Genomic DNA, 25,388 nt, shown 5'->3' with positions numbered 1-25,388 from the left:
AGATCTGATGTTAGAAAGCCGCTTATAGCTCTCTGGCTGAATACAGTTCAACAAAAGTACGTTTGTAACGGTTAACTAGACGTTCGAATAATTTGGTCATTTTACTATCTCCACACAGTGATTGATGATGTGAGCGGAGGTGGACGTTGCCGGGCTACTTCACCGGGTTGGTCAGCCGTCTCCTTAACACTGGGCATATGTTAATAATAAAGTGATCTACAGACAAACTATTAAAATTGAGATTTAAGATTAGTTTATCTAATGATATTTTTTGGTTGCAAGTAAGTTTTAAAACGATTATTTATTTAATGCGTTTGATTTTATGTGTTTTTTTATTAAGTCATTCTATTTTGTTAGTTAGTATTTCTAGGTGTTGATTTGTTACTTTTTGTTAAATGTCTACTTTTGGTGGATGTAAGTGTTAAATTCATAAAATAATGACTCTTTATATTGTAATAATTTTTCCTACCACAAAAGTATGATTATGGCAATGATGTTGGCGAGTGAAGTGTGTGGTCGTCCGCAAAACCCGTTATCCGCGCTTTGATTGATTGATTTGCATCAATTTGGAGTGGTATAAAATAGTGATGGTATGTTTGCCGTGCCTTTGTGTAAGTTTTTGATAAAAAAGATTTAAGTTGATGGTTTACGCGGTGGTAGTGTGACGTGTGTAGCAAAAGCTGTCGCTTTTGGGATCTGCATCTCGCGCATTGTCGTAAAAAGGTTGTTTGGGAAGTTGTTTAACTCAAATTAATTGAAATGTAATTTTTTGGCGGTTTGTAAATCCTTCGATTTACAGATTACTTTTGATAATAAAATTCCTAACTAGGCATTTTTTTGGTTGATGGGGATCTAACCAAAAAAATGATCGCACCACCTAAGGAGTCACTGATGATTGTTGAAGAGGTTGTAGAGCTCTCGCGTTTGCAGTTTGCGCTGACGGCTATGTATCACTTCCTATTTGTACCTTTGACCTTGGGGTTAGCATTTTTGCTAGCCATTATGGAATCACTTTATGTGATGACCAATAAGCAGATCTATAAAGATATGACCAAGTTCTGGGGTAAGCTATTTGGTATTAATTTTGCGCTAGGTGTGTCGACTGGTCTAGCGATGGAGTTCCAATTTGGTACCAACTGGTCCTATTACTCACATTATGTAGGGGATATTTTTGGCGCCCCACTTGCTATCGAAGGTTTGATGGCATTCTTCCTTGAATCGACATTGGTCGGTATGTTCTTTTTCGGTTGGGACAGATTCAGTAAGCGTCAACACTTGGCGGTTACCTGGCTGGTGGCGCTGGGCTCTAACATGTCTGCGCTGTGGATCCTGGTCGCTAACGGTTGGATGCAACACCCAGTGGGTAGCGTGTTCAATTACGAAACCATGCGTATGGAGATGACAAGCTTCGCAGAAGTCTTGTTTAACCCTGTTGCTCAGGTGAAATTCGTTCATACCGTTGCATCTGGTTATGTGGCAGGTGCGATGTTTGTGTTGGCAATTAGTGCTTACTATATTCTGAAGAAGCGTGATTTACCTTTTGCTCGCCGTTCGTTTGCGATTGCGGCAAGTTTTGGTATGGCTTCTATCTTGTCTGTTATCGTACTTGGTGATGAGTCAGGTTATAAGGTCGGTGAAGCGCAGCGTGTTAAGTTAGCTGCGATTGAAGCTGAATGGCACACTGAGCCTGCACCAGCTGCATTTACCGCGGTAGGTTTACCAAATCAAGAAACCATGCATACCGATTATGCGATTAAGATCCCATATGCGATGGGTATTATTGCGACTCGTTCACTCGATGAAGAAGTTACGGGTATCCGTGATTTGATCGTCGAACACGAAGAGCGTATTCGCAATGGTATGAAAGCCTATGCGATGTTGACTGAGCTTCGTGCGGGTAACGAAACGCCAGCCCTACGTGCAGCGTTTGAAGAGGCAAAAGTTGACTTAGGTTATGGCTTACTGCTCAAGCGTTATACCGACAATGTTGTCGATGCAACTGAAGATCAGATTAAGGCTGCAGCCAAGGACTCAATTCCTTCTGTGGCGCCTATTTTCTGGAGTTTCCGTGTAATGGTCGGTCTCGGTTTTGTTATGTTGCTAGTATTTGCTGCTGCATTCTGGCAAAGCACGCGTCACCAAATCGAAGAGAAACCTTGGGTACTTAAAGCAGCATTATATAGCTTACCGCTGCCTTGGATTGCTATTGAGTGTGGTTGGTTTGTGGCTGAATATGGTCGTCAACCTTGGACCATCTCTGAAGTGTTGCCAACGTTTATGTCTGCATCGAGTTTAACGGTTGGCGATCTTTGGTTCAGTATCATCTCTATCTCTCTGTTCTATACAGTGTTCTTAGTTATCGAACTGTTCTTAATGATTAAATATGCTCGTAAAGGACCTAGCAGTCTGAAAACGGGTCGTTATCACTTTGAAAAGCTAGATGCTTAAGCCGGAGATCTGATTATGTTTGATTATGAGATATTAAGATTAATCTGGTGGGCGCTGATTGGTGTGCTGTTCATCGGGTTTGCCGTTACTGACGGTTTCGATATGGGGGTTGGTGCCTTGTTACCTATTATTGGTAAGGATGACACTGAGCGCCGTATTATGATTAACACTATTGCCCCTCATTGGGACGGTAACCAAGTGTGGTTGATCACCGCTGGTGGCGCACTATTTGCTGCTTGGCCTATGGTCTATGCAGTATCCTTCTCCGGCTTTTATGTCGCGATGATGTTGGTGCTATTTGCGTTATACCTACGTCCAATTGGTTTCGATTATCGTTCTAAAATTGAAGATCCAAGATGGCGTAAGACGTGGGACTGGGCCTTGTTTGTCGGCGGCTTCGTGCCACCACTTATTATAGGTGTGGCATTTGGTAACTTATTGCAAGGTGTTCCATTTAACTTTGATGAGTACCTACGTGCAACTTACCATGGCGGTCTATTTGGCTTATTGAACCCATTTGGATTACTGTCAGGTCTGGTCTGTGTGTCTATGTTCATGATGCAAGGTGCATCTTGGTTACAGATGAAGACCGAAGGCGAGTTACGTGTTCGTGCTGCTAAAGCTACGCAAGTTTTTGCCGCGCTATTGGCAGTGCTATTCACCTTGGCTGGTGTTTGGTTAGCAAATGGTATTGACGGTTATGTGTTGACCTCAGCAATTGATACACAAGGTGCATCAAACCCAGCATTGAAAACAGTAGCGATAGAAGCAGGTGCATGGTTAGTTAACTATGATAAGTATCCTGTGACTATGCTGTTCCCAATCCTAGGTATTGCCTTGCCGATTTTGGCTTTGCTAGCGAGTAAGTTTAATCGTTCTGGTTTTGCGTTCTTATTTAGCTCTCTGGCAATTGCGATGGTTATTTTAACTTGTGGTGCAGCGATGTTCCCATTTGTTATGCCATCGTCACTAGAGCCAAATGTGAGCTTAACTATGTGGGATGCGACGGCAAGCGAGATGACTTTGGGAGTAATGACGGTGGCTGCAGCGATATTTGTGCCTATCGTACTTAGCTACACCATTTGGACTTACTTCAAGATGTTTGGCCGTTTAAGTCGCAGCTACATCGAAGACAACAAGACGTCACTTTACTAAATAGGAGCCGATATTATGTGGTATTTTGCTTGGATATTAGGCATTTTGCTAGCGTGTTCTTTTGGTATTATTAACGCCTTGTGGTTAGAGAATACTGAAAATATGGACCGAGACACAGAGAATAACCAAGATTAATCTCTTGGGGCGTCTAGCTACTTTTATTGAGTAAATTAGATGCACTTATTTCTGTAAAGACCTGCTAAATCCGAGTGTATTTAATGCACTCGGATTTTTTTTGCCGATTTATCCATTATTGATAACGCGCTAGGTTTAGTTACGACACTCGTGCTTTCAGTGATGCTCATTGTTGTCTTATACCAATTAGTATTAGCTCCTATAGCCTCAATCGATAACGATTTGGGCGATTGACTTCAATTGGTATTATTGATTTCTGATATAAAAAACCGCATCCCAACAGCGATGCGGTTTTTGTTATTGATTAAACAGCTATGACTTGGCTATATCTTGCTTTGGTTGAAGCTTAAGTAAGCAGTTTAATTAGAAGTAGTAACCGAAGTTAATATTCAGGCGTTTGTTCGTGTCGCCATCACCGACCATAGTTCCACCGATAAAAGGCTGATTCTCTGCGACAACAAAATCGACATAGGTGTACAGTCCGCCAGCGGTGATAGCCATGCCAGTAACATTCATAAAGGTATCTGGCTGAGTCGATGGTTTGTCGGTGATAAGAGAGTAATCATTATAGAAAGTGAGGTTTGAGATGGGACCAATGTCGACGGGAAGACTATAGGCTACGTTAGCCACATAGGTCGTCGCTTCAGCTGGAATTGAATCGTAGAAGTGGTAAGCCGCTACGACAACTCGCTCAATGTCCATACCATCGACATCATATTTGTAGTCAGTTACCTGCAACTTAACGTTCCAGCGGTCATAGTTAATCACACTATGCAGAGCTGCTGCTACATTATCACCATCGGCACCGCTTTCGATCTCTAGTTGACCGGCTTGGATTGATACACCCAGTTCGACGTTAACATCATCAAATATCAAGTGATGAGCATAGCGGCCATTGAAAGTATTCACTTCACCAGCCGCATTACCGTCGCTTGGAGCATCGTAGATCCCTTCACCCTCTAAGCGAATGCCTACAACATCGTACGCATAACGATCGGTTCGATCAGTGACATAACCATCAAGCCCCCCCTGTTCATCATTCTTATAAAAAGCGAGATCGAGCTTGTTGTTATCACCTTTATAAGTGTAGTTAAGACCTAGATCATAATCATCTTCTAAGCCTAAGTAGAAGTTGGAACTAAAGAAATAGTTATTTGACGCATAAGTCAAAATACCAAATGGCACCTGAGTAACACCAATTTTACCTTGATGTTTTTCATTAAAGTTATAGCCAACCCAAGCATGATGAATGACATTCATGTACTCGAACCAGCGGTACTGGGCTGAAAAAATGATGTCGCCGAGGTTACCATTAACATCGAGACGAAATAGGTCGAAGTCAAAATCGCCACCACGATCTGTATTATCGTCGTTATAGTCTTCATAGGTATACTGGAAACGAGCTGCGCCGCCAAACTTAATGTCGTTCCCTTTATCTTGCTCTGCAGATTTTTTATCTGATTCCAGTTGGTCGATACGAGCTTTTAGTGCCGCGATCTCTTCATCAACAGGCGCGGCATAGGCATTAGCCGTAAGCGCTAGCGCAATACAGGAGGCCAAAAGTGTATGTCGAATCATCATTTATCCTTGTTTATTTAGTTTGAATTATGTGTCGTTGTTGCCAGAACCATCTAGCTATGATCCTGAACGTATATCTATCCGATGAATGTTGAAACTTCTATTAGCACAGTTTTATCAGCTGTAATTACATTAACCAATATTAGTTTACATTCCGCGTCTTAACCGCTTTTTTACTAGAGCCTACTATTCGAAATGAGAGTTTGTTGTATGTCAGTTAATCATCAAAGATAGTCAGTATTGATACTAATGATTGCTCATTAGCTACAGACTAATCATGGTTTCTTTATCGATTTTTTTGTAATTAGAGGGCTAAGTGCATATTTTTATGGCTAAATTGTAACATGGGTGGTGTTTGGTTAATAGTTTTGTGGGGAGAGGTTGCTCTTTTGAATAAACCCTCCGTTTCAATATGGTTAGTGTGCATACTATTTTAGGCGCATGTTGGCGTATTATTTATAATAAAAAAGCCGCTACCGCGGCTTTTTAACTGAGCGATACCAGTATAAGATCAGGACTTAAATACGCTGATTTGCTGTTTTATTTCTTGAGCCAGATCCGATAGGCTTTGGGCGGCATCAACGGTATCTCCCGCGCGCTGCTCACCCTCTCTTGCCAATTCGGTGATCTGATGAAGGTTACGGGTGATCTCTTCGGCAACGGCGCTCTGTTGTTCGGTGGCGCTGGCAATGCTGCTCGATGAGATAGCTAGCTCTCCTATGCTAACGGTGATCAGGTTAAGCTGCCCAGCCGCTTCTTCACCTTGGTTTGCCGATGTGTTGCCTAATTGATGGCTTTGTGCCATTTGTTCTGTCGTAATTTTTATCTGTGATTGTAACTGGCTGATTGTCTGACTTATCTCTGATATTGAGCTTTGGGTTCGCTGGGCAAGCGTTCTCACCTCATCGGCAACCACTGCAAAGCCTCTACCTTGTTCGCCTGCGCGTGCAGCTTCAATAGCCGCATTGAGTGCTAATAAATTGGTTTGCTCTGCAATGCTGTTAATCACTTCGGTAACTTGGCTAATCGCTTCGCTCTCTTTACTAACATTTTCTACACTGGCATGGCTTTCGCTGAGTTGCTCACTTAGACTGGCAAGCCCTTTGACGACCATTTCAAGTTGTCGATGACCATCACGTGATGCACCATCAACTTGTTGGCTTTTATTTGCCCCTTCGCTTGCATGGTTGGCTACATCACGAATAGAGGTGGACATCTCTTCAATTGCGGTAGCGATTTGATCCGTTTGCGCCATTAGAGATTGAGCTTCGTCACCATTAAGCCGCGCTATCTCTTGGGCACTTTGTGCTTGAGTTTCTAATGTATTAACCGAGGTTTGCAACGCATTGATCAGGGCTCTGAGGCTGGTGGCCATTTGCTGGGCACCTATGGTAATTCTATCGACTTCGTTATCACTGGTATCTGATACAGGGGCAAATTGTTGTGATAAGTCTCCTTTACCGAGCTTAGTTAGTTGCTCTTGTAGCTCTCTAAGGGGTCTTAAAGTTTTGAATAACACTATGGATAACAATAGGGTGATGACTAGCACTCCGGCGATAGCTACTATGGCATTGATATTCAGTAGCTGAAGACTTTCTTCGTTTAGTTCGCGTATTTTGGCCTGACCGAGTAAGCTCCACTCCCAACCTGGAATGGTCAACGAATACGCGTACATAGCTTCGCCTTGAAGATTATCGTATTCCCATGAACCATCATGCTGCTTGACTTGTTCTAAGGTTAAACCATCGATGATGTCGGTGGTCAATTCAGTGCCTGATTGCTGATGTGGTTGGGCGATAATGCTATTGTCGCTATTACGGATAAGAGTAAAGTAGCCAGATTCTTCAAGCTTTAATTGATTCATTGATGTTTTGAGTTGCGACAATGATTGTGAAATATCAAAACCGATGTATAAAATGCCAATAATATCGCCTTGGGGATCAATAATGGGGCGATAGACGGTCATGTAGTCTTTACCAAATAGTTTGGCGTAGCCTTCATATTCTTGGCCATTTATCAGTGAGTTATAACCAGGGTGAGATTTGCCTAAATAGGTTCCTAAGGCCCGTTTACCATCGGCTTTTTTTAATGACGTTGAGATCCGAATAAAATCATCACCATCGCGTACAAATATGGTTGCAGTGCCACCAGTGAGGTTGGAAAAACGATCGACTTTACTTTTTGAAGCGTTTATCTGTTCCTTTTCATGCACTAAAGCTGGGGTTGTCTTACCGAGGACCTTAACGCTTTTATCCGGTTTAAAAAACTGTCCTGGATACATTTCGCGTAAAACGTCAGCGTTACGTCTCGCGAGTGATAACAAGCTATTGTATTGGAGTTCAATGAGGTCTGCAGTACTATGCATTTGCGATCTCATTGCGTTCATGCCTTTATTTTTCAGTACATTCGCCGCAGTTATGTACGAGATGCTTCCTAGGACGCTAAATACAAGGAGAGTCAGTACAAAAGCGAGTACACCAATCTGTTTTGCAATAGCCCAATTCTTATAGTTCATCTCGACAATCCGTTAGTTTCAATATCGTATTATTAATGTAGCTTAACTGTATGAAAAAAGATTTGATATAGGTCTATTTCAATCACGCAATTTGAACATTAGCGAGTTTTATCAAGTGTTAATTAAATGCGGCTAATGAATAAGGTGAGCTACAAAGTCTGCAACTCACCCCATCGTTATAGTAAAAGTGGTTTATGCCATCGCTTTATTGTTGGGGTTAATCGAATTTGAGCTTGGCTGTGTGTTCATCACTAGCTGGTACATGGTCGGCACCCATACTAATGAAAGCAGGGTAGTGAGTAAGGTTCCACCGGCAATCGCGATAGCAAATGGTGGCCAGAATCCGCCACCTGAGATGATCAGTGGGATAAAACCACCTATGGTTGTAATGGTGGTTGAGCCAATATGACGACCACAGCCACTGACTCTTTTGACTATCTCAGCCGTGGTTTCATTGCGTTTATTAGGCATATCTTCAAGCTCTGCCAAAATAACGATCGCGGCATTAATCGCCAGTCCCATCAGCCCTAATAAACCGATGATCACCGTAAAGCCGAAGGGGTAACCAAATAGATATACTGCTAATAAACCAAGGCCTGCCGATTGTACTGCGCTGAGTAAAATGATGCCCGTTAGCCTAAAAGAGTTAAATGATAACACCACGGTAGCCAAGAGTAGGGTGACAACTAATACAATGTTAGATAGCAGGTTTCCGACAGCTTCGTTGCGCTTAGCGCTCTCTCCGCCCACTTCAATCTTGTAACCTGCGGGAAGTTGCAGTTCATCAATACGTATTTTGGCGCTGTTGAGCACTTGTTGAGGCAGCACACCACTTTCTAGATATGCTTCTATGCTGTTAACCCTTTGTCCATCGCGTCTTGGAATGGCACCTAGGCTGACATCGATACGATTAGTCGATAACGCCGATAGGGGAATTCCGGTGCCGTTTGGCGAGATCAAGTTGATCTCTGATAATTTGGTTTGTTGCCCTCGGGTCAGCTCTTGGGTACGAACACGAATAGGCAAAGACTCTGTTTGCTCCAATATACTACCGCCATTAATGCCTGTCGTTGCCATCTGAATTTGGTTCGCAATTTCTGTCAGGGATAACCCACTCATCATGCTGGCATCTTCGTTGATTTGAAACCAGACTTTAGGCGCACCTGCACTTAGCGTTGCGCGGGTGTGGATCACATCGTCGGTGGTTATCAAAATCCGCCTGATCTCATCACCTATTTCTCGTAGTTTGTCGAGGTTAGGGCCGTAGATCCTAAATTCGACCGGCGCGTTAAACGGCGGACCCTGTTCGAGTTTTCTTACCAAAATTTGTGCTTCAGGAAAATCGTCATCGAGAGTGTTCTGTAACATAGGCATAAGGCGATTGGCAGTTTCAAAGTTGGCGACTTTGACCATAGCTTGAGCATAGTTACTCGCGCCTTGCTGTCGTTGTAATAGGTTGTAATAAAATGAGGGGGCGTTACTCCCTATTACCCAGTCTAGTCGCCGCATCTCTCCCGTTTCTCTAAGCTTAGCATCAATACGAGTGACGACAGCGCGAGTATGGTTGATACTCGCTTGTGGCGGTAGGTGAATCTCAATTTGAAACATATCTCGGTCTGATGGCGGGAAAAACTGCTCGGTCATTTTACCTGCCGCGATAAACCCAGAAACGGGTAATATGCCGATGATCATGCCAGCAAGCATTGGCCGCCGTAATGCATGATTAAGGGTGAGGGTAAACGCATGGCTAAGTGCGGGGAAGCTTATGCCTTGTTGATACCATCTATTCGATGAGCCTTTTGAGCCAAATCGACCAGCTAATCCAGCGATTAAGGTATGGGAGATAATATAGGAACCCAGTAGGGCAAACATCACCGATATTGCGATGCCGCCAACAAACTCTCCGGCTGCGCCTGGCATCAATACGATGGGAGCAAACGCCAACATGGTGGTTATGGTTGAACCTGCCAAAGGCAGCCATAAATGTTTGAGTGTGTCGCGCACCGCTGTGAGTCTATCGAGCCCTTGCTGACGGCGCTGAGCGATCGCATCAACAATCACAATGGCATTGTCGACCATGATCCCAAGGGCAACCACAAGCCCCGTTACTGACATTTGATGGATCGGTAGGCCAATATATTTCATACACGCAAGCGTGAATAGGGCGGTAAGGGGCAGTGAAATGGATACGATCACTGCGTTTCTAAGCCCTAAGGTGAGCATTAACACTAGAAGAATAATAATAAAGCCCAGTAATAGGCTGCCAACTAAGTCGCTGAGTCGTTGAGTTGTATACCCTTCTTGGTCAAATAGCCATTGAATTTCGACGTTGGCCGATAACTCTGATTGCATCTGGTCAACAACGTTGTGAACCCGTTGCAACCAAAGGTCGACGCGAGTATTGCTCAGCATGCGCGCCGATACCATTACACCTTGTTGTTGTTCGATCAGCGCAATATTACGCTCAGGTGTTTTAGGTTGCCTTAGTACTTCAGCCACTTCAGACAAGCGAATGATTTGACCATTGGCATCGATTTTTAGCGGTACTTGCTTAATTCGGGTGAGCGAATCTAGCTCTCCAGAGACCTCGACTAAGGCGCGAAAATTGTCGTTGTTGATCTCACCTGCAGACACCTTGGTATCGGAGTTTGCGAGAATTTGAGCAATGCTGGCAGGGCTAAGACCTATCTGATTGACTCTATTACCGTCAAGCTGAACTAAGATCTCCTCGGTCGGGGCTCCATAGAGTTTAACGAAGTCGGTACCGCTGATAAGACGCAGTTGGCTTTGTAGTTCTTTGGCATAGCGATTGATGATATCGAGCCTAGGCTCACCAGCACCCGTCCAAACCAGTCCCAAAATAGCCGTGTTGGCGTAACCCAATTGATCATCGAGTAGGGCATTTTGTGCATTAGCTGGCAAGGTGTTTTTAGCATCGTTAAGTAGATCTCGCGCTCTAGACCAGACGGGGTCGGTTTCTGTGACGCTGTCTTTAAGTTCCAGCTGAATTACTGAGATCCCTGGGCGAGAGGTTGATTGAATAAGTTTGAGTTCCTCCAATCGTCTGAGTTGGTTTTCTAATACTTCGGTGACTAAGGCTTCGACACGCTCTGCTGAGGCCCCTGGATACTGGGTAACAACCGAGGCAAACCTATTAGTGATATTAGGATCTTCCATACGAGGAAGGCTACTGATCGCCCCTAATCCCGCGACAATGAGCAGTGCGATAGCAAGGCTTGCTAGGCGTCCGTTTTCTACGAGTGATTTTATCATCATCTACCTCGTTGCAATATTGGCATTGAGGGTGACGATTTCACCAACGACGAGTTTGTGTAGGCCTTGGGTTACGTATTGCTCTCCAGCTGAAATCGCGCCAGTGATATAGGCTTGCTCTCCCTTAGTGTAGATGATCTCAATGTCACGGCGCTCGATAAGATACTGATCGTTATCATGCTTTGTTAAAACATAGATGTTCCATAACCCCCTTAAGCCATCGGTTAGCGACGATATGGGGATCCAATACCCTTTTTTAGTGACAGATTTACCATAGTGTAAATAGGCGAGTTCACCGTTTAGCACTGGCGCATCATTTGGCAGGGTAAAGCGTACCGGTACCGTTCGAGTCACAGGATTCACTTCGGCGCCGACACCTGCCACAGTCGCTTGATATGCTTGCTCGTTCACTGTGAGAGTGAACTGCTGCTTTGCGGCCATAGCCTGAGCAATATTAACTGGAACGCCAATCATTGCCTGGGGATTATTGTGTTCAATAAGTGTAAACAGCGGCGAACCAAGGGAAACAACTTCGCCGAGATTATGATTACGCTTTGCTACAACACCATTAAATGGCGCCGTTAATGTAGACTTCTCTATTCTGAGATTATTGGCGTCAATAGCTGCGATGAGTCGCTGCCTAGCAGCTTGCAAACTGTTAAGTTTACCTTTGAGTTCATCGAGTTGTTGTGCTGAAGTATATCCCTGCTTTTTGAGCGCTAAGCTGCGCTCAAGGGTGGTTTTAGCAAGTTGTAGATCCGCGTTGTTTTGTGCAAGATTGGCGTGCAACTCTCGGCTTTCTGCTTCGAGTAAAGAGATGTCTAATTTAGCCAGCATTTGTCCAGCTTTAACGGTATTACCACTATCGACAGCTAAATGATTAATTTTACCAGCCAATTCAAATCCAATTGCAGTCGTGTTACCCGAACGGACAGTACCTGTGAATTGTTGTTCGATTTTGTAAGCATCAGATTGAACCAGAATATCGTTAGAAACCTTTGGATAGCGTGGTTTTTCTGCGGTGATATCACTTTGCTGTTGGCAACCTCCAAGCAAGACCGTCGCCGTAAAAAACAGCAAGGTAGGTGCAGAGTATATGCTGTTAAATAGTTTCATACTGATACGCTTCCGTGGTTAACAGTTGGTTGGTAAAATGTTAAATTAGACTTGGAAGTCTAATTTAAGCAAACTAGACTGTCTAGTTTAGTTTGTGTATAAATTATGTCGTTTATGATAATACCCAGAGTATGGAGTTGTAATGGTTCATTCATCCCTTAGCCGCAGTGAACAAAAGCGTTTTCAAATATTACAGGCAGCTATAGCGCTATTTTGTGGGCAAGGATTTCCGAATACCAGTATGGATGAAGTGGCGAAGAAAGCGGGGGTTTCTAAGCAGACCGTATACTCTCACTTTGGCAGCAAAGATGAGCTATTTGTTGCCTCTATTGAGTCTAAATGTGTTGTTCACCAAGTTACTAATGAGCTGTTTGCTGATCCGAAGCAACCACAATCGGCATTGATGCAATTTGGTGTCTATTTCGGTGAGATGATTATCTCACCCGAAGCACTCGATGTGTTTAAGACGTGCGTTGCCCAGTCAGATTCTCATCCTGAACTGTCAAAGTTGTTTTTTAATGCTGGACCACAACATTTGCTGGAATTGTTGGAAAGCTACTTTGAGCGAGTAGAGATGATCGGTGAATATCGATTTGGTCATCTTCGCAATGCGGCGGTGCAGTTATGTATGATGTTATTTGGTGAGATGCGGTTACGGTTAGAACTTGGATTACCCGTTGACGATATTAGTGCTGGTCGAAGTGAGTACATTACTTCGTCAGTCAATATGTTTTTACGTGCTTATCGTGTTGAAAAATAGTTTGAAATAATGATCTCTGATGGACTTAATGTCGTATAGGTCTTTAACGTCACATAAATCAGCATTTTTAGCACGAGATAGATTGGTTCTCCCGTGCGCTAATGGAGCTAGCATGAACGCTTTATTGAAACCCAATTTCATTACCCTTTCATTGATGCTTGGCTGGTGTGCTTATATACCCGTTTCACAGGCTGCGTCTAAACCATATTCCCCTCTCAGTATTAGTGTTTCGCGTATTAGCAGTGCCAATGCCGATGTGGGTGATGGTAATTTGCAATTACAGCGAGACACATGGTTGTTTGGGGCTAAAACAGCTATTCCCTTGAATCGACAATGGTCGATGAGTTTTAGCGTGAACTATGACCAGTTAGATTATGACTGGGGCAGCCGAGCTGGGACTATTTTGGGGAACAACATTCAGACATGGCCTTCTGTCGACCGTTACAGCGCCAGTATTGGCTTGAGCTACCGCCCAGATAAACATTGGATGTTTATATTCGCGCCTAAAATCCAATATGCTTATGCCGATGGCACCTCTTTCTCCGATGCTCAAAGTTATGGTGTCGTTGCTTCAGGTATGTATCGATTTGAAAATGGCAATATGTTGGGGCTTGGGGTTGCTTATCTTAACGATATCTCTGAGGTGCGCACCGTTCCCTATTTGGCAGTGAATTGGCAGATAACGGACAATTTAAAACTAGGCAATCCTTTTTCGGCAGGTTTTAGTGGCCCCGCGGGGTTAGAGTTAAGTTACCGCTTGAACGACTCTGTTGATTTTGGTTTTGGAACCTCTAAACGGACACAACGATTTTTGGTTAAAAACGATGACACCACAATGGAAGTCGATGAGTGGGTCAGTTTTGTGCGTGCAGGGTGGGCAGCAACGTCGTCATTGTTGGTCAATGGTTATCTTGGATACTATTTTAATAGTGAGCTAGAGTTGAGTGAACCGAGCATCACGGAAGAGATGGATAATCAACTCGCATTTGCCATCGCTGCACAATATAAGTTTTAGATAATGCAAGGTCATAAAAAAGCCAAGTCAATTAGACTTGGCTTTTTTCTTTAAATGACGATATTCACGACGATGTTTATTTACCCAGCATCGCTTTTTTCAGGCTCTTTTGAGCAGGCTCATCACCTAACCATATCATCAATAGGGCTTGTCTAAATGGCTCCCCCTCAATGGTCGCTTGTGGCTTGCCATTTTTATAGGCGGTAACACCGAACATTTTTTTGGCTTCTAATGTGAATTGATCGCCTTCAATAATTTCATCAGAAAACAACGCCATAAAATCATCAATTTGTGGCTGTATAGGTTCAACTCTACCATCTGTCGCATCGTCAAAGCCTTCGATGATGGCATCGTGCATCTTATCTGAAGTGATCATGCCTGAGGTAATATTGAGGCGTATTACAGTAACAGGCGCATCTAATACCGCTTTAGTATTGCTCACTACGCTTGGTGTATACAAACTGCCGACATAGAGATCCATAAAAAATTTACTGCGTACACCAGCGCCATTAAGTTGCAGTGTTTGCCCTGCAATATCGATATTGTCTGCAACCTCTAAATCGGCGACGCTTTTGGCATTTACGTTACATGCGATAAGGCTAACGGTAATTAACGTGAGTGTTATGAGGGACTTCATAAAACCTCTTTATTATTTTGTATGTGATGATACGTTGGTTTTTTTAGCCGCGATGACCAATCTGATATTGGCCGCTTTGATGAAAGATCACCGCTTGCTTCTTCTTAGGGGAGATCAATAGCGGACCGTCATCGAAAAATAGGAAGCTTTTCCAATTACGCACAAACAGATCCCAACGGGTTTCAATCACTTGATATTTTTCATAGCAAAAATAGACCAGAGTATCGTCTGCCCAATTGATATGGTTACGCAGCAATTCAGGTAGCTCGACAGCCTCGCTATCCCAAGCGCTTTGCCAATGGTCTGTTTCGATCCACGCATCTACCTTGGCTGCCCAATCGCCTTTAGTAAATTGCTCTGTACGGCTACTCTTATTACTGATCCACTTATTCCACACTTCCATCGATGATTTTTGATCTAACGGCTTGATACCTGCCTTATCTTCATCGGTAACTGGTAGATCTTTATGATTAAAGATCCATTTACGTTTGTATTGTTCGAGTGGGATGTAAGTATGTGCCACAGAGCCTCGCTATTGGAATGTATGATTTATTCGGCGATTATTATACGGTTTGAGGAGCAACAAAGGAAACGGTGCCAGCCGATAAATTACCGTACTGGCACAGAATAGTCAGAATTAGCAACCAATCTGCTGTAGGTAACTCATTGCGGCTTGGTTGTTTGGATCTAAGTCCAGTACACTTTGAAAGCACGATTTAGCTTCATCAATTTGACCAAATTCGGCTAAGAAAATACCGAGTTTTAGGAGGATAGGGATATCCTCTGGGTACTTGTCCAAGTAATCAAGATAAATGTTTAGGGCTTCCTGTGGCTTATCATTGAGCCTTAACGCATGGGCATATTGAGGGAGGTACTCATCGCTGTATTGGATAATTTGTTTAAAACAATCCAATGCAAAATCGAGTTTATTTAGTTTTAAAGATAATTTTATAAAGTGTTTTAATTCATTCTCTTTCCTTTGTTTTGGTGCAATGGAAAGTAATGTATTTAAGGCTTCCTCGTCATCGCCCTCTAGCGTCAATTTGTAACTCAATGCGAGACAGTACAATGCTTTGATTTCTGGCTTGTTACTGTCTTTATGGGGCTGTAAATATTGCACCATTTTAGAGACACCTAATAAGTGTTTGTTTCTAAATAAAATTTCAAGTTTTCCATGTGCTTGTTGAATGTTGTTGATATCCTCAATATTGTTATTAGGTTTTTTATCATTGAGCCGTTGCTGATAACTTGTGATTGTTCTATTTAAAAGGCTGCTTTCTTCGCTAGATAATAATGGAACTTTCTCTTGATGAATTGTCTGCCAAATTAGTGCGCGTCCAGATTGGTTGTCTTTTGTCCATTGTTTTACAAGAGCTACTATATCTCCACGAGGATGCAACTCTTCCAGCCTAGAGTGTGTGCGTGACATAGCTGCATCAATTAAAGCTTGCAGTTCAACACAAATCGTTAAATATGCATTGTAGTATGTTTTTGACATCTGATTGATCTGTGATTGAGTCCAATCAGAGCTGTTTTTGGTTGATAGAAATTTAGAAAATTCATAGTAACCATAAAATTTTATTAACGTAGATTCTGCTGAGAAACTGCTATTAATCCTTTTTTCAATTTTTTCGAGCTGTTCCGATAGCGGACCGATTTTGTGCGAGTCACTAGGAGAGTTACAGATATCATTTGTTAATTTTTCAGCGTCTTTTAATAATGATTCTAATTTGATTAACCTTTCATGCGCGTGGGTTAATTCTTTGATGCAATGCTTGAGGTCCAATTCTTTTTCTGATGTAGTTATGAGGTATGAATCAGGCGAAAGTATATTGCTAAATTCGTAGTCAATCGGTGTTAAGCTAATTGAGTTAGCATCACAATAGCTCACTCCTGCGACTTTGGCTGCGTTTTCAGATAAGTTAATGAAGTCGATTTGTGGTGACTCTGCTACTTTATCTTGTAGTGACCGTGCGGCATGAAGAAGTTGAATTGGGGTTTCGGCCATTTCACCAGAGTATGTTTCTACCCATTCAAACATTTTTCCAATATTGGGGGGTAACTCTGCGTCATATGTTCCTTGAGCGTGTGTCACCCCGGTTTGCGAGTGACAAAAATCAACCCCACATAAAAGTATCCGATTAAATCCCATTTCATCAGCTATCTGAATAGCACTATTTGTTACTGTAGGACCAGCGTTTAAAAAGTTGTCACACTTATCATCTGGCGTCCAAGGAAAACGTTTAGATGTGTACATCACGCTACCATTCCATTGACCTATGATCTGAGGACTTACATGATGTGAACAAATTAATAGATGTTTACCTGCTAGAGGCATCATCTCTCTATATACTTCGAATGTCAGATCTTGTGGGTCGACTGACACTAAAATATCGGAATGAATACCTTCTTTTGCAAGTTTACCTGCTAGGCGAGATACTGAAAATATGATGAATTTATCTTGGTTTTTTTTAATCCATTTAAGATTAGTATCTAGTGAGGGACCACCTCCCAATATTATACATGTTTTCCCTTTAAAACTGTTGCGTAACTTTGAAGCTGGCACCCGATTTTCGGCAACATTCTCAAGTTGTTTTTTTATAAAAATTTTTTGATTAAATCCGATACTTTGCTCAAAAAACTCGTGTTCAATTATCTTTTCAACCTCTTGATTTAAAATGGTATAATCATCGATATAATGACCGGATACGGCAAGCGATTGATGAATTAAAAATTGTTGTTTGACGATAAAAAGATTGTAAAGTTCTCCCTTTAGAAGGTCTGGCAATGATGCTAAGTCACATACTGCTATTTTATCTTTTTGGTGGCAGGGAATATCGATGCTTAGTAAGTCTAGAATACTATTGAGTTCTACAAAGAGAAATTTACTTCCCTCTGGTATAGTGTTGTTTATTACGTAATTTGCAAGTAAACCCGAATCAAGACCAATGACAATTTGCAGTACATCTACTTGTGAAAACGATTCTTTAAATTGTTTGTTATATAAGCTAGTTGAGTCCAGGTGCTCAAAGGTATTCCTATTTACGCTGGGTAAGTAGGTTTCATTGAACTTACTGAGAGCAAAAACTTTTGATACTTCAAATGTTGAGTCAAACATAGGTATATGTTTTCCTTTGTGGCTATTGGCATTTTCATTTGGCGTCAAGATTTTGGCATTTTAGCCATCAGTAGCGTTTGATGTGCCTGCAAATTGATCGTTATTGCATAGCGTAGCTAAAAATGTGCCATCAATATCGATGATTATGACTATATTGCTATATAGTCATTAGGTTAGCAAAAACTTAGAGGATATCGTCGTTTAGACATATACAATAGACCGCTTATCGTCCCGATATTGCTTCGGCGATGTTTTTTGTTCTGCGGCTCGACGTTTTTACATTTGGTGCGTATTTTGCATTGTGACGTTAAATTTCTTGGTGTGGTAACTTTGAGTTTGCTCTCATTATTCCGTAGGCGCTACAGTGGCAACTGGAGATAGTATGTTTGACAATAAATCGATTCTTATTACAGGCGGTACTGGTTCATTTGGCCAGAAATATACTAAGACTATATTGGAGCGCTATAAACCAAAGCGATTGATTATTTTATCTCGTGATGAGCTCAAGCAGTATGAGATGCAACAGATTTATAATGCGCCTTGTATGCGATACTTTTTAGGTGACGTCAGAGATGCTGACCGCATGATGCAAGCGTTAAATGGGGTCGATTATGTCATTCATGCGGCAGCAATCAAACAGGTTCCAGCTGCTGAATATAATCCTATGGAGTGCATCAAAACGAATATTTATGGCGCTGAAAATGTTATTAAAGCGGCCATCGCGAACAATGTGACTAAAGTTATCGCGTTATCTACTGATAAGGCTGCATCTCCTATTAACTTATATGGAGCAACTAAATTAGCATCGGATAAACTATTTGTTGCTGCCAATAATATGGTGGGTAAAGGCAAAACACGTTTTGCTGTTGTGCGTTATGGCAACGTCGTAGGCTCTCGCGGTTCTGTTGTGCCATTCTTCAAGAAGTTAGTTAATGATGGGGCTGATTACCTACCAATAACTCATGAAGAGATGACTCGTTTTTGGATAACGCTTCAACAGGGGGTCGATTTTGTATTAAAGAATTTTGCACGTATGTATGGTGGAGAGATTTTTGTACCCAAAATACCTTCTGTACATATTAAAGACCTAGCTAAAGCCTATGCTCCGGATTTAGAGACTAAGATCATTGGAATCCGTCCAGGTGAAAAGTTGCATGAAATTATGTGTCCAGCAGATGACTCTCATTTAACGCTTGAATTTGAAGATCATTTTGTGATCTGTCCTAGTATTAAGTTTTATAACGATGAACATTCTTATACGCGTAACTTAATTGATGAGGTTGGTACACCTGTTGACCAAGGTACAGAGTACCATTCAGGTAAGAACCCAGATTTTCTTTCTGTTGAGCAAATTTTAGCGTTTGATAAGTTAGCAGAACTGTAGTTTTAGTTCGTTTTTAGAATTATAAGGATTTGCTTATGAAACCTAAGGTACTCGCTATTATTCCTGCAAGAGGAGGTAGCAAACGAATAAAACGAAAGAATATTAAGCCGTTTTTAGGGCAAGAAATTATTGCTTATCCTATTAAGGCTATTTTGGAGTCTGGTGTGGTAAATAGATTAGTTGTTTCTACAGATGATAAAGAGATAGCTTGTGCTGCCAAGAAGTTTGGCGCAGATGTCCCCTTCATGAGAAGTGCTCAAAATGCGGATGATTTTGCAACTACTTTTGATGTCGTTGAAGAGGTTATTACACAATTAGATGAAAAATATGATTACGTATACTGTGTCTATCCAACATCGGTATTTGTAACCAGTGATTTAATTAGAGATGCGCTTACTGCACTAAATACAAACCCTAGTGCTACTAGTATTGTTACTTGTGTTGCTTATTCTAATCCAATTCAACGTTCGTTATCTTGTAAGGATGGGTATCTTCAATCCAACTACCCTGAGTTTTATAATACACGCTCCCAAGATTTGTCTAAAAACTATTCAGATGCTGGTCAGTTATACCTATTTAAACCAGATGTTGTTTTACAATGCAAAAGGTTAATTACCGATAAGTGTTTGCCACTGGAGCTAGATGAAATCCGGACTCAGGACATAGATAGCGAAGTTGACTGGGCGCTTGCTGAACTTAAATATAGCTATATGGTTAATTAAGTGGAAAAGGTATTATTAATCGGTAGTACAGGGTTGCTAGGTAGTGCTTTGTCTGCTCATCTTAAATCATTTTATCAATATGATGTTTACGGGTTGAGCCGACAATCAGCTAATGCTGATATTCAATTGGATATTAGTAACACTGCAGATGCATTGGTTTTTTTGGCGGAGTTAGAACCTGATTATATTGTTAATTTGGCAGCTTTAACTGATGTGGAAGCATGCCAAAGAAATTTAAACTTAGCATATAGAGTTAATTGTAAAATTGCTGAAAATTTATCTTTGTATGCTGTGAAATTTTCTAAAAAACCTGTCTTTATAATCCATATCTCTACTGATCATTTTTATGATGAAGAGGGTGATTCGAAAGAAAGTAATATTGTTATGCTAAATAACTATGCAATAACAAAATATTGTGCGGAAAAATCTCTTCCTATTAAACAGTCTGTTGTTTTAAGAACTAATTTTTTAGGACGTTCACATGTTAGCTCAATACCAAGTTTTACCGATAGTATGTGTGCAAGATATCTTTCAGGGAGCGATATTAAACTTTTTAATGATGTTTTTATCTCTCCATTATCGATAAAGAGATTATGTAATGTAATTTTAGTGTGTTTACAGAAAAAGATTCCTGGAACATATAATGTAGGCTCGAAAGAAGGCGCAAGTAAAGAAGCTATTGTTATCGATTTTTTTAGATGGTTAGGTATTAAAGATTTTAAATATGAAAGCATATCTATAGATAGCTTGCCTGAGCTTACAGTTAGGCCTAAAGATATGAGAATGGATGTTAATGCTTTTGAAAAGGCCTATAATTATATATTGCCCAATTTAAACGATGAAATTAGAGAAATAGCAGATGAGTATAAAACGTCAGATATCAAGTGTGATTGAAATCGGAAAGCGAGTTATTACTCGTGAATCTTCTCCTTATTTTATTGCCGATATCGGGGCTAACCATAACGGTGATTTGCAGCGTGCAAAAGAGTTGATTTATCTCGCAGCAGAAGCTGGTGCCGATGCCGCTAAGTTTCAACATTTCAGAGCTGACACTATTGTTAGTAAGGTGGGCTTTGAAGCGCTTAACGGGCAGTCCTCTCATCAAGCTAAATGGAAGAAGTCAGTCTATGAAGTGTATCAAGATGCCTCAATTTCTACTGATTGGACTGCTGAGTTGGTGGCAACATGTCAAGATGCAGGTGTAGATTTCTTCACCAGCCCATACTCGTTAGATTTGGTTGACTATATCGATCAGTATGTCTCTTGTTATAAAGTCGGATCTGGTGATATTACCTGGTTGGAAATCATCGAACATATGGCCAAGAAAAATAAGCCTATGTTACTCGCATGCGGGGCGTCTTCTATGGATGAAGTGGTTGCAGCTGTCGACGCGGTACTATTACACCAAAGCCAACTTGCCATAATGCAGTGCAACACCAACTACACCGCCTCAATAGAGAATTTTAAGTATATTAATCTCAATGTACTTAAGACTCTAGGAACCATGTATCCTGATGCGATTTTGGGACTAAGCGATCATACTCCTGGACACGCTACGGTGTTAGGAGCAATTGCATTGGGCGCCAATGTTATTGAAAAACACTTTACTGACAATAATGATTTAGAAGGTCCTGATCATAAGTTTGCCATGAACCCAAGCGCATGGCGTACGATGGTGAATGTATCACAAGAGTTACATTTAGCCCTAGGTAATGGGGTTAAAAAAGTTGAAGATAATGAACGTGAAACAGTGGTGCTGCAGCGTCGTTCAATTCGATTAAAGCATTCGCTTAAGCAGGGACATACTATAACTGCGCAGGATCTAGAATTTTTAAGACCTTGCCCAAAAGACGCATTAGCGCCATATGAAGTTGACCTTGTGATTGGTAAAAAACTCAATCAGGCATTACCCACTGGGGCACATATAAAGTGGAATTATCTAAAGTAGCGGTAATTATTCCTGCATACAACGAAGCGACTTCAATCGGTTCAGTTATTGCAGAACTCAATGATTATATGCCTGGTGTGAATATTATTGTGGTAGACGATGGATCTGGTGACAATACGGCCAAAGAAGCTGAGATCGCTGGAGCGACCGTGGTTACTTTGACCACTAATCAAGGGTATGCTAACGCCATAGAACAGGGCTTTATACAGGCGGTTAACCAAGGTTGCTATCAATATGTGGTTACTGTGGATGCTGATGGTCAACATCACCCTAAATCTGTCAAAGCAATGATAGAGCTGGCGCAGAATACTGATGATCTGATTATTGGTCAACGAACACGAGCTGCAAGATGGTCTGAATGGATCTTCGGTCTGTATTTTAATGCAAAGTTTTCGGTAAAAGATCCACTGTGTGGTTTACGTCTTTACCGATTATCGATGTTCACTAAGTATGGGGCATTTGAAACTTATGACTCGATAGGCACTGAGTTGATGACGTGGATAATACTTCAAGGTAAATGTTATAAAACTCTTGATGTAGAAATTAGGTATAGAGCTGATAAGCCAAGATTTGGCACCGGTTTTTCTGTAAATCAACGTATTTTTAAAAGCTTGCTTACAACGTTGTCATTTGTAAAGCGACATCAGTCAACATAGTTTAAGGCGTCTGCTGTTCGTGACGCCTTGCTGTTTTTACGATATTTTTTCTAATAAAAACCAAGTCATATCATCTTGCGGAAAACGATTGTCTCTGTGATAAACAAAGCCGTAATCAACCAATTTTAGATCAGGGTACTTATCTAACATTTCACCGGCAAAATCACGCTTAAACAATCGAGACTGATGGCCACGGTAATTAACTTCAACAGGGGTTGGGTTATAGTATTCAGACAAGCAAATATAACGACTGCTAGATTGATAAAGTAATTGATAAACATGATCTAGTTCATCAGGATTTATGTGGATCAGAACCCCCTTTATTAAGGCTAAGTCATGCTGCTCTTTAGGAATAAACTCTAAAATAGAAGTATGGTGTACGGTTAAATCACTAAATCTGGCCAATTTCTTAACAGCGTTGTCATTGATTTCAATAGCTGATAGAGCAGCGTTTGGAACTAATACCTTTAACGCTTCAAGATTTAAACCAATATTAGAGCCGAATTCGATTATTTTTTGCACATTTTGGGTGCGTTTTAGAATTGCTGACAGCATAGCGATATTGGCGGCGACTATGGTATCACTCTTATTACGCTCAATGTAGTTATTGCCAAACTCTCCAGCCCAAAATGCTTCTTGTTCAGTTTTGAATTTCATAATGTTCCTATTGTTTGCTTTTTTTATTTGAGGTGACTCATATTCTAGATAGTCTGCAAGTTCTTGCCAATCATGTTTCTGCTGAGCATCGAGCATGCTAGGCAGCATGTCTAAAATAGATTGTTGATGGCTTAGTTACGGCAACAACAACTCTAGCTGAATTAAACATTGTCGTAGTTGTAATGAGCATTCAGTTTCTTTCTAATCCGTAACTCATGGGCAGCTCTTATAAGTTGTGTTACTAACGTATCAATTGCTTGGGTTGTCATGCAATACACTTTCTATATTGGGTACCTTTAATTTTAGCGCTAATCGGATGCCTACATGGTTGTCAATTAACCATTCATTTTGGTCTGTATATGATATAACCAAGGCGAACAAAGGTAAGCTTAATGGACAAATATTGATAACGGTACATTTTTTGAGTGGCGCGATAACAGTATCGGTGCATCGCCTATGACAATACCTTATACAGTGACTTGTCTGCAGTCTTTGGTGCGTTGCTCAATAATGGTCTGGGTCTATCATGACGACTACAGAGCTGAATGCCGTTAACGCTAATGGTTTGGTTTTGGCTGGTGACGAATGTTGCGTTGAGATGATCGAAAGAAACTTGTTGGAGGCTTGAGGCGATATAGGGCCAACGCTGGCTGATGATGTTGAGATTGGCATTAAAAAGCTCAGTCATTGACACTGTCCCTTGAAGTCATGCTTCATATTATAGGTAAGTTCACTAACTGGTCTCCCCACAGGAGAGCTTTAGCGACTTTAACGAAAATTGATGATTTTTAATCATTCTTTATTATTCAATATGTTATGGCGCACTTTGGTGTTTTTGACATTAACCGAAATTACTGTAAATTGGTTAAAATTACTCCCTATGGCGGCACAGGGGCGGCACCAGATTTACAGGTAAGTCATTATGAACACTGAAATACCTTTCACAAAACGTAGTTTTGAACAGCTAAAATTACCCCAAAAACGCTATAGAATCCATGATATTGCCCATAGAGACTCAATTAAAGGCTTATTTTTAGACGTTTTGCCGTCTGGAAAAACCATTTTTCGCTTTCGTCGCAAGCGCTTAGGTCGAGACGTCACAATTACTATAGGGCACTTCCCAACAATTACAATAGAAAACGCCCGTAAGCTCGCCGCAAAACACGCATCAGAATTGGCCGAAGGTCAGAACCCTAATGAGGTGAAACGTCAGCAGAAGCTGGATGCAGAGCTTGAACGCGCGCTTTCAATGTCGGTACAGCAATTGTTTGACGTTTTTGAAGTGGAATTTGAGTTAAAGATTAAATCGGGCGAGCGGCGTCAAAAGTCCTTACAAGATATTCGCGCTACATGGCGAACCCATCTGCAAGCACGAATCGGCCATTTGCCTATTGATAGGATCACTGAGCAGGAAGCCAGTAATCTGTTAAAACTGATTCTAACTAAACGCTCGGTATCAGTACGCAATAAGTGCTTAACCTTGCTTAAGTCGATGTTCGCCGAACAGCAAGCTAATCCCTTTAGCAAAATCAAAAAGCTGGCCGATACCAAACGTGAGCGCATTTTGAGTCAGTTGGAAGTTAAAAACTTGCTTGAGGCGCTCAATGATGAAGAAGCCATTTACCGTGATGTGGTAATGACGCTACTGCTTACTGGTCAGCGTAAAAGCTGCGTGTTCAGTATGGAGTGGAAGGAGATAGATCATCAGCGCGGTATCTGGCTTATCCCAATCACTAAGATGAAAGTGAAAAAGCCTCATGCAGTACCATTAACCAAGGAGGTGATGGAAATTCTTGAGCGGCGAAGTAGTGAGGCCAAACGTGGTGAGAAATATGTCTTCCCCGCAAGTAAAAGTCTGTCAGGTCACATTACTGAAAAGTCGGGTAAGGGCAGCTTTTGGTGGCGTATTACTGAAAGAGCAGGGTTGAGAAGTGAAAAGAAGGGCGAGAGCGTCACCATTCATGACTTGCGCCGAACAATCGCCAGTTGGAGCGTTATGCGCGGTGGCAACATCCAAACAACCAGTAAGCTGTTAGGTCACAGTGACATTAGCATTACTGCCAGCACCTATGCCCACTTAGATATTGAGCAGGTGAGGGCTGAGTTGGGGATTACTACAGCTCAGTTGCTAGGGACTGATGTTCGAGAGTCGAAGGTGGATAGGTTGGTGAGGGATATAGGATTGCTTTCTGAAGTAGAAAGATTAGAGTTGTTTGGTAAGATCGAAAGTAGATGAATATATAAATATTTTCATTTTAGTAAATTTAATTA

The 25,388-nt window shown here is 41.5% G+C and carries 20 protein-coding genes; 11 read left to right on the top strand and 9 right to left on the bottom strand.

Annotated features, from left to right (window positions below; all coding sequences use genetic code 11):
- Positions 1 to 891: 891 nt before the first annotated feature.
- From K0I62_RS13320 to cydX, 3 genes are read left to right on the top strand one after another with little or no spacing between them, the layout of a single operon-like run.
- Entirely contained in the window at positions 892 to 2,448 is a 1,557-nt protein-coding gene (locus K0I62_RS13320; protein ID WP_220068578.1) for a cytochrome ubiquinol oxidase subunit I, read from the top strand.
- A gap of 15 nt (positions 2,449 to 2,463) precedes the next feature.
- Positions 2,464 to 3,603 (top strand): cytochrome d ubiquinol oxidase subunit II, encoded by a 1,140-nt coding sequence (gene cydB / locus K0I62_RS13315; RefSeq protein WP_220068577.1) that lies wholly within the window; start codon positions 2,464 to 2,466, stop codon positions 3,601 to 3,603.
- A 15-nt stretch (positions 3,604 to 3,618) separates the two neighbouring features.
- Complete coding sequence (cydX, locus tag K0I62_RS13310; protein ID WP_220068576.1) at positions 3,619 to 3,738, top strand: cytochrome bd-I oxidase subunit CydX; 120 nt, start codon at positions 3,619 to 3,621, stop codon at positions 3,736 to 3,738.
- 363 nt (positions 3,739 to 4,101) lie between these two features.
- Here the strand turns inward: cydX and K0I62_RS13305 are convergent, their stop codons facing one another.
- The 4 genes from K0I62_RS13305 to K0I62_RS13290 all read right to left on the bottom strand — a co-directional run bounded on the left by K0I62_RS13305 (position 4,102) and on the right by K0I62_RS13290 (position 12,220).
- Positions 4,102 to 5,316: an OprO/OprP family phosphate-selective porin gene (locus K0I62_RS13305; RefSeq protein WP_220071388.1), complete on the bottom strand. Its 1,215-nt coding sequence runs from the start codon at positions 5,314 to 5,316 to the stop codon at positions 4,102 to 4,104.
- Positions 5,317 to 5,827: 511 nt separating this feature from the next.
- Positions 5,828 to 7,831 carry a methyl-accepting chemotaxis protein gene (locus K0I62_RS13300; protein WP_220068575.1) on the bottom strand — a complete coding sequence of 668 codons (2,004 nt, stop codon included), beginning with the start codon at positions 7,829 to 7,831 and terminating at the stop codon, positions 5,828 to 5,830.
- A 192-nt stretch (positions 7,832 to 8,023) separates the two neighbouring features.
- On the bottom strand, positions 8,024 to 11,104 hold the full coding sequence (locus K0I62_RS13295; RefSeq protein WP_220071387.1) for an efflux RND transporter permease subunit: 3,081 nt from the start codon (positions 11,102 to 11,104) through the stop codon (positions 8,024 to 8,026).
- A 3-nt stretch (positions 11,105 to 11,107) separates the two neighbouring features.
- Positions 11,108 to 12,220 (bottom strand): efflux RND transporter periplasmic adaptor subunit, encoded by a 1,113-nt coding sequence (locus tag K0I62_RS13290; protein ID WP_220068574.1) that lies wholly within the window; start codon positions 12,218 to 12,220, stop codon positions 11,108 to 11,110.
- 142 nt (positions 12,221 to 12,362) lie between these two features.
- Here K0I62_RS13290 and K0I62_RS13285 point away from each other — a divergent pair, with 142 nt between their 5' ends.
- Together K0I62_RS13285 and K0I62_RS13280 are read left to right on the top strand one after the other, a co-directional pair.
- Positions 12,363 to 12,980, top strand: coding sequence for a TetR/AcrR family transcriptional regulator (locus K0I62_RS13285; RefSeq protein ID WP_220068573.1), 618 nt, complete (start codon positions 12,363 to 12,365; stop codon positions 12,978 to 12,980).
- A 112-nt stretch (positions 12,981 to 13,092) separates the two neighbouring features.
- The gene (locus tag K0I62_RS13280) at positions 13,093 to 13,995 is read left to right on the top strand and encodes a DUF6268 family outer membrane beta-barrel protein (RefSeq protein WP_220068572.1); all 903 of its coding nucleotides are present in this window, start codon (positions 13,093 to 13,095) and stop codon (positions 13,993 to 13,995) included.
- 76 nt (positions 13,996 to 14,071) lie between these two features.
- Here K0I62_RS13280 and K0I62_RS13275 read toward each other — a convergent pair whose 3' ends face one another.
- The 3 genes from K0I62_RS13275 to K0I62_RS13265 form a co-directional block, all read right to left on the bottom strand.
- Positions 14,072 to 14,632: a chalcone isomerase family protein gene (locus K0I62_RS13275; protein ID WP_220068571.1), complete on the bottom strand. Its 561-nt coding sequence runs from the start codon at positions 14,630 to 14,632 to the stop codon at positions 14,072 to 14,074.
- 43 nt (positions 14,633 to 14,675) lie between these two features.
- Positions 14,676 to 15,155, bottom strand: a complete 480-nt coding sequence (locus tag K0I62_RS13270; RefSeq protein ID WP_220068570.1) for a DUF2947 domain-containing protein — start codon at positions 15,153 to 15,155, stop codon at positions 14,676 to 14,678.
- Between the two features lie 114 nt (positions 15,156 to 15,269).
- Positions 15,270 to 17,750 carry a motility associated factor glycosyltransferase family protein gene (locus tag K0I62_RS13265; protein ID WP_220068569.1) on the bottom strand — a complete coding sequence of 827 codons (2,481 nt, stop codon included), beginning with the start codon at positions 17,748 to 17,750 and terminating at the stop codon, positions 15,270 to 15,272.
- 382 nt (positions 17,751 to 18,132) lie between these two features.
- Here K0I62_RS13265 and pseB point away from each other — a divergent pair, with 382 nt between their 5' ends.
- The 5 genes from pseB to K0I62_RS13240 are packed head-to-tail and all read left to right on the top strand — an operon-like array spanning position 18,133 to position 22,460.
- On the top strand, positions 18,133 to 19,134 hold the full coding sequence (pseB, locus tag K0I62_RS13260) for a UDP-N-acetylglucosamine 4,6-dehydratase (inverting) (protein WP_220061465.1): 1,002 nt from the start codon (positions 18,133 to 18,135) through the stop codon (positions 19,132 to 19,134).
- A 35-nt stretch (positions 19,135 to 19,169) separates the two neighbouring features.
- On the top strand, positions 19,170 to 19,856 hold the full coding sequence (pseF, locus tag K0I62_RS13255) for a pseudaminic acid cytidylyltransferase (RefSeq protein ID WP_220068568.1): 687 nt from the start codon (positions 19,170 to 19,172) through the stop codon (positions 19,854 to 19,856).
- Entirely contained in the window at positions 19,857 to 20,750 is an 894-nt protein-coding gene (locus K0I62_RS13250; protein ID WP_220068567.1) for an SDR family oxidoreductase, read from the top strand. It abuts the gene before it with no gap.
- Entirely contained in the window at positions 20,716 to 21,804 is a 1,089-nt protein-coding gene (locus tag K0I62_RS13245) for an N-acetylneuraminate synthase family protein (RefSeq protein ID WP_220068566.1), read from the top strand. Before K0I62_RS13250 ends, K0I62_RS13245 begins: the two co-directional genes overlap by 35 nt.
- Positions 21,786 to 22,460: a glycosyltransferase family 2 protein gene (locus K0I62_RS13240; protein ID WP_220068565.1), complete on the top strand. Its 675-nt coding sequence runs from the start codon at positions 21,786 to 21,788 to the stop codon at positions 22,458 to 22,460. The genes K0I62_RS13245 and K0I62_RS13240 overlap by 19 nt, the downstream gene beginning before the upstream one ends.
- 36 nt (positions 22,461 to 22,496) lie before the next feature.
- Here the strand turns inward: K0I62_RS13240 and K0I62_RS13235 are convergent, their stop codons facing one another.
- Together K0I62_RS13235 and K0I62_RS13230 are read right to left on the bottom strand one after the other, a co-directional pair.
- Positions 22,497 to 23,117 (bottom strand): pseudaminic acid biosynthesis-associated methylase, encoded by a 621-nt coding sequence (locus K0I62_RS13235; protein WP_220068564.1) that lies wholly within the window; start codon positions 23,115 to 23,117, stop codon positions 22,497 to 22,499.
- A gap of 454 nt (positions 23,118 to 23,571) precedes the next feature.
- Positions 23,572 to 23,805: a hypothetical protein gene (locus K0I62_RS13230; RefSeq protein ID WP_220068563.1), complete on the bottom strand. Its 234-nt coding sequence runs from the start codon at positions 23,803 to 23,805 to the stop codon at positions 23,572 to 23,574.
- A gap of 234 nt (positions 23,806 to 24,039) precedes the next feature.
- Here K0I62_RS13230 and K0I62_RS13225 point away from each other — a divergent pair, with 234 nt between their 5' ends.
- Positions 24,040 to 25,353 carry a tyrosine-type recombinase/integrase gene (locus tag K0I62_RS13225; RefSeq protein ID WP_220068562.1) on the top strand — a complete coding sequence of 438 codons (1,314 nt, stop codon included), beginning with the start codon at positions 24,040 to 24,042 and terminating at the stop codon, positions 25,351 to 25,353.
- The last annotated feature ends 35 nt before the right edge of the window (positions 25,354 to 25,388 follow it).

Source organism: Shewanella psychrotolerans (genome assembly GCF_019457595.1).
Lineage (GTDB): Bacteria > Pseudomonadota > Gammaproteobacteria > Enterobacterales > Shewanellaceae > Shewanella > Shewanella psychrotolerans.
The sequence above is the reverse complement of the archived record's forward strand: the minus strand, read 5'-3'. Positions and strand labels throughout refer to the sequence as shown.